Genomic DNA, 274 nt, shown 5'->3' with positions numbered 1-274 from the left:
TGATTTATCATTTTGTAGAGCCGTTTTTAAATTAGCTTAACTGATCATCATCAGTCAATTTATTTAACTGTTTTCGTATCGATTCTCCTTTTAAGTTCAACTTAATTGAACCATGAATTAGCCTATCTAAAATGGCGTCAGCATGAGTTGATTCTCCTATCATTTCATGCCAGTTTTCCTGTGGTAGCTGGCTTATAATTATGTGTGATTTATACCCATACCGCGCATCGATTAATTCGAGTAAGTCACCTCGTTGCTGTGCACTCAGTGGTTC

The 274-nt window shown here is 36.5% G+C and carries 1 protein-coding gene; it reads right to left on the bottom strand.

Annotated elements, in window-relative coordinates; genetic code table 11:
- Nucleotides 1–31: 31 nt before the first annotated feature.
- A partial coding sequence (locus H5200_RS23595; RefSeq protein ID WP_182740999.1) for an ATP-binding protein occupies nucleotides 32–274 on the bottom strand: 243 nt, incomplete at its 5' end.

The sequence above is a fragment of the Pseudoalteromonas sp. SG43-7 genome (genome assembly GCF_014164295.1).
Classification (GTDB): domain Bacteria; phylum Pseudomonadota; class Gammaproteobacteria; order Enterobacterales; family Alteromonadaceae; genus Pseudoalteromonas; species Pseudoalteromonas rhizosphaerae.
This window is presented reverse-complemented; position numbering and strand designations above follow the sequence as displayed.